The 4,940-nt window shown below is 59.1% G+C and carries 8 protein-coding genes; 5 read left to right on the top strand and 3 right to left on the bottom strand.

Annotated elements, in window-relative coordinates; translation table 11 throughout:
• From ACFHWE_RS23325 to ACFHWE_RS23310, 4 genes are all read left to right on the top strand, one after another.
• A partial coding sequence (locus tag ACFHWE_RS23325; RefSeq protein WP_416604020.1) for an HYD1 signature containing ADP-ribosyltransferase family protein occupies positions 1-351 on the top strand: 351 nt, incomplete at its 5' end.
• A 2-nt stretch (positions 352-353) separates the two neighbouring features.
• Positions 354-635: a DUF6881 domain-containing protein gene (locus tag ACFHWE_RS23320; RefSeq protein ID WP_416604019.1), complete on the top strand. Its 282-nt coding sequence runs from the start codon at positions 354-356 to the stop codon at positions 633-635.
• Between the two features lie 449 nt (positions 636-1,084).
• On the top strand, positions 1,085-2,155 hold the full coding sequence (locus ACFHWE_RS23315; RefSeq protein ID WP_416604018.1) for an IS30 family transposase: 1,071 nt from the start codon (positions 1,085-1,087) through the stop codon (positions 2,153-2,155).
• The gene (locus tag ACFHWE_RS23310) at positions 2,136-2,621 is read left to right on the top strand and encodes a hypothetical protein (RefSeq protein ID WP_416604017.1); all 486 of its coding nucleotides are present in this window, start codon (positions 2,136-2,138) and stop codon (positions 2,619-2,621) included. The genes ACFHWE_RS23315 and ACFHWE_RS23310 overlap by 20 nt, the downstream gene beginning before the upstream one ends.
• Positions 2,622-2,864: 243 nt before the next feature.
• Here the strand turns inward: ACFHWE_RS23310 and ACFHWE_RS23305 are convergent, their stop codons facing one another.
• Positions 2,865-3,029, bottom strand: coding sequence for a hypothetical protein (locus tag ACFHWE_RS23305; RefSeq protein WP_416604016.1), 165 nt, complete (start codon positions 3,027-3,029; stop codon positions 2,865-2,867).
• 163 nt (positions 3,030-3,192) lie between these two features.
• Here ACFHWE_RS23305 and ACFHWE_RS23300 point away from each other — a divergent pair, with 163 nt between their 5' ends.
• Positions 3,193-3,978: a transposase family protein gene (locus ACFHWE_RS23300; protein WP_416604015.1), complete on the top strand. Its 786-nt coding sequence runs from the start codon at positions 3,193-3,195 to the stop codon at positions 3,976-3,978.
• A gap of 9 nt (positions 3,979-3,987) precedes the next feature.
• Here the strand turns inward: ACFHWE_RS23300 and ACFHWE_RS23295 are convergent, their stop codons facing one another.
• Together ACFHWE_RS23295 and ACFHWE_RS23290 are read right to left on the bottom strand one after the other, a co-directional pair.
• The gene (locus tag ACFHWE_RS23295; protein ID WP_416604014.1) at positions 3,988-4,365 is read right to left on the bottom strand and encodes a hypothetical protein; all 378 of its coding nucleotides are present in this window, start codon (positions 4,363-4,365) and stop codon (positions 3,988-3,990) included.
• 185 nt (positions 4,366-4,550) lie between these two features.
• On the bottom strand, positions 4,551-4,940 hold a 390-nt coding region (locus ACFHWE_RS23290), incomplete at its 5' end, for a hypothetical protein (RefSeq protein WP_416604012.1).

The raw sequence follows: 4,940 nt of genomic DNA, 5'->3' as shown, positions 1-4,940 counted from the left end.
GGTGGTGCCTCTGAGGGGCCGGAGAGTCTCTACCACTATACGAATGAAGCTGGGCATGACGGAATCATTTCGAGTGGTGTGATGAGACCGTCCCTGAGAGCGAATAATCCAAAGGATGCTCGCTACGGAGATGGTCAGTATCTGACGGACATAAAACCCGGGACAAAGACGCTCGGACAGCTTTCAGCGGCTTTCTTGAGGATTCCGTGGGCTGGGAACAAGTTCACTCATTACATTGAAATCGATGTTAGAGGGCTAGGTGCAGTAGCAGGGAGGCCAGGGGTGTTCGTGATCCCAAACAGTGGGCCACTCGATCTAGCTGGCCGCATCCTTCGCTCTGGGAGGAACTAGAGGTGAGATACGTCAAGGTTGAATGGGCTCACGATTTCGATGATCAGCCCGTGCTTTATCTCAGTGAGCTCGGCGACGACGGATATGAAACTCGGAAAGTGCAATTCTATCGGGATGGTCGGTGTGAACGGGCAGACGAGAGTTTCGAAAACGCAACTGTCGGACTCTCTGAAATACCTTTTCCTCCTTTGGAGGAAATTTCCAATCAGCCAGATTTCACTGCTCAATTTATTGCGCCGGAAGAGTTTGAGTGCGCATGGGGCGGGATGGATATAAACTTGTGAAGCACTGATGAATTCGTATCGCGGCGTGCTCAGGTGTGAGGGGATATTCTATTATGGCGGTGAAGGGAACTCGGGGTGAAGTTGACTTCCAGTAGGGTTCTGAGTCGTTTGACGGTAACGTCAACAGATGACTGAGGCGGGTAGGTCGTCGGGGGTGTCGGTCGGGCTGAGGGCGATGGCGAGGCTACCTGTGGCCTGGTTCCGGAGGCCGGCTCTCCGTGGTTTTCAGGAATCGGGCATTCGTTCAAGCCCACGGCGCATCGGGGCACAGACCACATGCGATCGGCGAGATGATCGGCGGCCTCTCGTCGAATGCCCAGTATCAGGCTCTCAGGGGAATTCCGAGTTCTGTCCACGTCCAGCTCACTATTTGGCGACCCACTTGCTGCGAGTCAGTCTTGGGTGGTGTCATACCGTCGTAGCAACACCGCAGGTCAAAGGGGTTGCTGATGGGAACAAGACGGATGCTCACCATGGAGGAGCGCGAGGAGATCGCGCTCGCCCACACCCGGGGAGAGGGCGTGGGACAGATCGCCCGCACGCTCGGCCGGGACCCGTCCGTGGTCAGCCGCGAACTGCGCCGCAACCGCTCCAAACGCGGCTACCGGGCCACCACCGCCCACAAGCGCGCCAAGGCCCGCCGCGCACGCCCCCAACCACGCCGTGTGGACACCGACCCCCTCATCCGCGAGCGGGTCCTGGGCGACCTGGGCCGGGGACGCACCCCCCGCCAGATCGCGGGCCGGTTGAAGCTGGAGGCCGACGATGCCAGCGTGGAGCCCATGGAAGGCTCGATCCCCACCGGTGGCGCCCGTATCAGCCACGAGGCGGTCTATACCTGGATCTACGCCCTGCCCAAGGGCGAGCTGGCCCGGCTCGGCGTCATGCTGCCCTCCCAGCGCACCACACGCCGCCCCAAGCGGAAGAACGGCCTGTCGGGCGGGCGGATCATCGGGATGCGCTCCATTCGCGAGCGGCCCGCCGAAGCCGAGGGGCGCCGGGTCCCCGGCCACTGGGAGGGCGACCTCGTCATCGGCAAGGACGGCCAGACGGCCGCCATCACCCTGGTCGACCGCCAGACCCGCTTCACGGTGATCCTGGCCCTGCCCCAGGGGAAGAAGGCCGACCATGTGGCCGACGTGCTCATCGACCACGTGTCGGGGCTGCCCGAGCTGGTGCGCAAGTCGCTGACCTGGGACCAGGGCACGGAGATGGGACAGCACGCGGCGCTGACCGTGGCCACCGACCTGCCGGTGTTCTTCGCCGACCCGCACAGCCCCTGGCAGCGGCCCACCAACGAGACTCCCCCAGCCGCTACGCGGCCGGGAGGTGCCCCCTCCAACCGCCTGATCCGGGAGTACCTGCCCAAGGGGACCGAGATCGTCCAGCACCAGCCGTACCTGACCGCGATCGCCGAAGAGCTGAACAACCGGCCCCGCGCGTGCCTGGGGTTCTACACCCCGCAGGAGATGATGCACAAGCTCCTGCTAGAGGGCGAGGGTGTTGCTTCCACGAATTGACACCACCTTGTTTATTTTGAATCCTCCGTTTGGAATCACGGGCATTGATTTGAAGATCGGTGACCCCTTTCGTGGCGCGCCGAGGGCGCTGGAGGCAGTCCCTGGAGCCGCAGGAGTGCGAACTCTTCCTGGTAGTGGAGCTTGTCACGCCTACGTAGAAAGCCTTGATTTGGGGCTGGCGGTACATCGGGATAAGACTGGTTCTGTGGATGCTCTTGAAGTATATGGACCGGGCTTCGGGGGGACTGTGGAGTTTAGGGGGATAGATGTCTTCAGTGTCCCTGCAGATGATTTGATTGACCGCTTGTCGCGAGACTTCAGTTCTACAACCGAAGACTCTGGCCTTTTTTTCCTAATTCCCGATCTTCTTTTGTCTTTTTCTCGGGCGAGCCTCCCTGCTGAAGAGGGTGGGGATTATGGCTTCTACTTTGAATCCGTCCTTGTGGCAGCTCCGGGCTACTATTGAGCTATGGATGATTTCTTCTTGTTTTCCATTTATTGTCTTCCTGGAGTAAATTTCCATTGTGATTTATTGTGATATTCAATGGGTTCGATGGGGTTATTTTCGGGATTTTATATTTTGAAACACTGCGAGGTTGGTTCTGGTGCAGAGGGAAAGCATTTGCCCTCTGCACCAGAACCAACCTCGTTTGTTTTCGGGAATGTGGTCAGCGGGAGAAGGTAAAAATTCAGAAGGTGTGTGGTGGGTTCAGGCCGTGGCGGGGACCGGTGGCATCCACAACTGCCCGGTGAACGCGCGACACAGGGCCTCGAACGCGCTGATCCCGTGCTTGCGGGCCGAATCGATGTAGGAGCGCACGGCGAGCCAGGCCGCCGCCCCCTCCTCGGACTGGTGGCAACCGGAGACCTTCACCTGGAGGCTTATTCATAAGCCCTGTTCACAGCAGGGTTCCGGCCATCCCTCAAAAGGGTCATACGGGACGATTCAGACAGGTTTTCGCGTTCTGACCACACAGCAACGGCTCCTCCGCTGAAATCTGGGGTTAAGAGACCAACCAGACGAAGCAGAAGAGCCGTTGGACCTGCAACGTATAACCGGACTGACCAGCGAACAACTCACCGACCTCACCGCCGGGGTCCACCACCGGCTCGGGCTCCTCGCCCAACCCGGAGGCCGACCGGCCGTGCTGGGCCTGTACAGATCGATCGCCCTGGCCGTGGCCCTGCACCGCCACAACCTCACCCAGGACCTGGCAGGCGCGATCTTCGACGTATCCCAGGCCACCGTCAGCCGCCGCTGGGACCTGCTACGCCCCCTCATCGCCGCCGAACTGACCGCCCTCATCCCCGACCCGGCCCAGATCACCGGCACCTCGACCGCCCTCGTCGACGGCACCCTCGCCCCCACCTGGGACTGGAAAACCACCGAGGGCATGTACTCAGGCAAGCACGAGACCACCGGGTTCAACCTCCAACTCGCCGCCACGCTCTCAGGCGATATCGCCGCAGTGGGCCCCACGCCGGCCTCTGGCGCACGCCACGACGCCCACGCCTACTACGCCAGCGGCCTGTACGACCCACTCATCGACTCAGACAGCATCCTGGGCGACAAGGGCTACCAGGCCCACGCCGACATCAGCCCGACCAAGAAACCCCAGGACGGGGAGCTGTCCCAGGAGCAGGAGGCCAACAACGCCGTGATCGACAGTGTGCGGGCCGCGGTCGAGCGAGCTGTCGCCCACCTGAAGACCTGGCGCATGCTGCAAAGCCGCTACCGTGCTCCGCTGTCCAAGTTCCCTGAAGCCCTCGCAGTGATCATCGGCCTGTACTTCTACACCCGCTACTTCAAGGCTTATGAATAAGCCTCCTGCTTAGTAACCCCAGAAACTAGACCTCTCCACCCAAAAGTCCGAGGAAACCAAAAATGGATCACTAACCGCAAGAGCCCCGGAAGAAAAGATGGACCACCAAAGCTCTTCGCAAGGAACAGGAACTTCCCCATTCGAGTCAAAAAACAAGAGGACATCCTGACTTTTGCATTCAACCAGATCCCACCAGGACCAAGACCTCAACTCCGGATCGAACATGAAAAGCCATTCCTGAATATCCCATTCGCGCCCCCCTCTGGAATCAAAATATCTGGCAGCACCCTCCCTTGATTCTTCCGGAATTGATTCACTGGCGGCGATAGAATCATCCATCAGGCATAAAAACCACAATGGGATACCCTCGTCAGATACGACATCCACGTCGAAGCTCTGCCTCAATGCAACGGAGACTGCAGCGTAGATTAAGCGACGCAGCCTACCGCAGTAACGGGAGCGCCCTCGGGCGAGGGATATCTCTACACAAGAGAGCGCTGGAGGGGGCGGAGAATCGGGACCAGAAAGAATGCGACCCGCCTCTTTGGAAAGACTGTCATACCCAGCCCCCATTAGAGAATTCGCCCCGATCCAGGAATGATGCTTGACATAATGTCATCAATCATTCCCCCTGGAACGCCGATCAATCCCGGAGAGACTCTTGGGTCAGCAATTTCTGGGGAAATTTTACGCAGAAAATTCCACTCCCTCTTGGATCCCAGAAAATCCTTTGGAATTCGCTGAGGCAGTGCGGAGTTGCGAATGCTACTCACAAGGGAGCTCGGAAGGTCGAAGGCAACAATCTGCCCTCCCCCACCTCGAAAACTCTGTGAGTGGCCTATGTTGCCGCTCATATTAAGATAAAGCCTTCCACTGCCCTGATGACTCACATTGCCACTGCCATCCACCATAAGACGCTGACTGTTAGGATGCTCTGTCTGCACACGGTAAATAGAAGTATT

Origin of the sequence: Nocardiopsis sp. LOL_012 (genome assembly GCF_048060475.1) — a bacterium.
Taxonomy (GTDB): Bacteria; Actinomycetota; Actinomycetes; order Streptosporangiales; family Streptosporangiaceae; genus Nocardiopsis.
The sequence above is the reverse complement of the archived record's forward strand: the minus strand, read 5'-3'. Positions and strand labels throughout refer to the sequence as shown.